This window comes from Alphaproteobacteria bacterium, assembly GCA_035625915.1.
In the GTDB taxonomy this organism is placed as follows: domain Bacteria; phylum Pseudomonadota; class Alphaproteobacteria; order JACZXZ01; family JACZXZ01; genus DATDHA01.
The window spans coordinates 1-3,281 of the sequence record DASPOR010000042.1 but is presented as its reverse complement, the minus strand read 5'-3'; the positions used below and the strand labels follow the sequence as shown (position 1 = coordinate 3,281).

Sequence of the window (3,281 nt, the reverse complement as noted above, 5' to 3'; positions counted from 1 at the left end):
CGTGCACATGGATATCGCGCTTGTCGAATGACGGTGGCTCGATACCGAAGGCGACTGCGCGCATGCGGACATAGGAAGCCGCCGCGGAAATCGATTCCTTCATCACATCGCGCAGATTGCCGGTTACCGTCATCTTCCCCTTACCCGGCATCATGGCCGCTTCGATCGTGAGAAGCTCGCCGCCGACATCGGTCCAAGCGAGGCCGGTAACGACCCCGACCTGATCCTCGTCCTCCACCTCGCCGAAGCGGAATTTCGGCACGCCGAGATATTCCGCCAGGACTTTGTCGGTGACTTGGACCGACTCTTTCTTCGAAATCGTCAGTTCCTTTACCGCCTTGCGGATCAGCGTCGACAGTTCGCGCTCGAGATTGCGAACGCCCGCTTCGCGGGTGTAACGCCGAATGATCGTAAGCAGCGCGTCATCGTCGATCGACCACTCCTTCGGATCGAGTCCGTGCTTGACGATGGCGTGCGGGATGAGGTGCTTGCGGGCGATTTCGACCTTCTCGTCCTCGGTGTAACCGGCGATACGAATGATCTCCATCCGGTCCATCAGCGGCGGCGGAATGTTGAGCGTATTCGCCGTGGTGATGAACATCACATGGGACAGGTCGTAGTCGACTTCGAGATAGTGATCGTTGAAAGCGTGGTTCTGTTCGGGATCGAGCACTTCGAGCAGCGCCGATGACGGATCGCCGCGGAAATCGGCGCCCATTTTGTCGACTTCGTCGAGCAGGAACAGCGGATTCGAAGTCTTAGCCTTCCGCATGCACTGGATGATCTTGCCCGGCATCGAACCGATATAGGTCCGCCGATGGCCGCGAATCTCGGCCTCGTCGCGCACGCCGCCCAGCGACACGCGAACGAATTCGCGCCCGGTCGCTTTCGCGATCGACTTGCCGAGCGAGGTCTTGCCCACCCCCGGCGGGCCGACCAGGCACAGGATCGGTCCGGTCAGCTTGTTGGCGCGCTGCTGGACCGCGAGATACTCGACGATGCGCTCCTTGACCTTCTCGAGGCCGTAATGATCGGCGTCGAGGATCTGCTCAGCGAGCGTGAGATCCTTCTTGATCTTCGATTTCTTGTTCCACGGGATCGACAACAGCCAGTCGAGGTAGTTGCGCACGACGGTGGCTTCCGCCGACATCGGCGACATCTGACGCAGCTTCTTGATCTCGTGCTGCGCCTTTTCGCGCGCTTCCTTCGACAACTTGGTGTGTTTAATTTTCTCTTCGAGCTCGGCGAGTTCGTCCTTGCCGTCCTCGTCACCGAGCTCTTTTTGGATCGCCTTCATTTGCTCGTTGAGGTAGTACTCGCGCTGCGTCTTCTCCATCTGACGCTTGACCCGCGTGCGGATGCGCTTCTCGACCTGCAGCACGGAGATTTCGCTCTCCATCAGCCCGAGCACCTTCTCCAACCGCTCGGTGACGATGGGCGTCTCCAAGATCAATTGCTTGTCGGGAATCTTGACGGCGAGATGCGAAGCCACGGTATCGGCGAGCTTGGCATAGTCCTCGATTTGCTGAACCACGCCGATGACTTCGGGTGATACCTTCTTGTTCAGCTTTACATAGCCTTCAAATTCGTTGACGACCGACCGCGCCAGCGCCTCAGCCTCGACCTGATCGCCCGACGAATCCGCGATCACAACCGCCTCGGCTTCGAAATACTCGTCACGGTCGGTGTATTTTTTGACTTGCGCGCGCGCAGAACCCTCGACCAGCACCTTGACGGTGCCGTCCGGGAGCTTGAGCAGCTGCAGCACGCTCGCGAGCGTGCCAACCCCGTAAATGGCGTCGGTAGCCGGGTCGTCGTCGGATGCGTTCTTCTGTGTCGCCAGCAGAATGAACGTGTCCGAGCGCATGACTTCCTCAAGGGCCTTGATCGATTTCTCGCGGCCGACGAACAGCGGAACGATCATGTGCGGAAACACCACGATGTCCCGCAGCGGCAACACCGGGTAGGCCCGGCTTTCGTCGGTCGGGAGCGGCTTGGGTTTGGCGACGCTTGTCATAGCCCACTTCCTTTTTCTTTCGTCCGCCGCGGCGGTTCGCACACCGATCTGCCGCGACGGGCCGCCGAGTAACCCCCCGAACCTCGGCTGATCCGGATCCGAAGGACGCCTACGCAATTGGCCCAGTCTATCGCACGCGACTGCTCGTACGCGATCGTCGTTGGCACGCTATACGTGGGGCTGCGCCACAAGCGTGTCAAGAAAGCACGGCTTGCCGCGGCCCATTTGCCGCGGTGGCAGTTCGCGGACGGCCGCGCGAAGAAATCGGACCTGCGGGTTTCGCTCTTTCGTCAGGCGCTCGCACCGCCGGCGTCCCCCGCCCGGTCAGACCGGTCCGCATAGATATAGAGCGGCCTCGCGCTACCCTCGACCACCTCACGCGAGATTACGACTTCCTCCACTCCTTCCAGGCTCGGCAAATCGAACATCGTATCGAGCAGAATGCCCTCCATGATCGAACGCAGGCCGCGCGCGCCAGTCTTACGGTCAATCGCCTTGCGAGCGATAGCCGCGAGAGCCTCTTCGGCTAGCGTAAGGTCGACCGTCTCCATTTCGAACATGCGCTGATACTGTTTGACCAACGCGTTCTTCGGCTCGGTGAGGATGCGCTTAAGCGACGCCTCGTCGAGATCTTCCAGGGTTGCAACGACGGGAAGCCGGCCGACGAATTCCGGAATGAGGCCGTACTTCAGCAGATCCTCCGGCTCGACGTCGCGGAAAATTTCCCCCTGCTTGCGATCCTCCGGCGCCATCACCTTGGCGCCAAATCCGATCGACGTGGAGCGGCCGCGCGCCGAGATGATTTTTTCAAGGCCCGCGAAAGCTCCGCCGCAGACGAACAGGATATTCGTCGTGTCGACCTGGAGAAATTCCTGCTGCGGATGCTTGCGGCCTCCTTGGGGCGGCACGCTCGCGATCGTGCCCTCCATGATTTTCAAGAGAGCCTGTTGCACGCCCTCGCCCGACACATCACGCGTAATCGAGGGATTATCGGATTTACGCGAAATTTTGTCGATTTCGTCGATATAGACGATACCCCGTTGGGCGCGTTCGACATTGTAGTCCGCCGACTGCAAAAGCTTCAAAATGATGTTTTCAACGTCTTCGCCGACATAGCCTGCTTCGGTCAACGTCGTTGCGTCCGCCATCGTGAACGGCACATCGAGGATGCGCGCCAGGGTTTGCGCCAACAGCGTCTTGCCCGACCCGGTTGGACCGATCAGCAAAATGTTCGATTTCGCCAGTTCAACGTCATTGTGTTTGC

Annotated in this window: 2 protein-coding genes; both read right to left on the bottom strand. The window is 59.8% G+C overall.

Annotated features, from left to right (window positions below; genetic code table 11):
* On the bottom strand, window positions 1-2,017 hold a 2,017-nt coding region (gene lon, locus VEJ16_03985; protein HYB08808.1), incomplete at its 3' end, for an endopeptidase La.
* 290 nt (window positions 2,018-2,307) lie between these two features.
* On the bottom strand, window positions 2,308-3,281 hold a 974-nt coding region (gene clpX, locus VEJ16_03980), incomplete at its 5' end, for an ATP-dependent Clp protease ATP-binding subunit ClpX (GenBank protein HYB08807.1).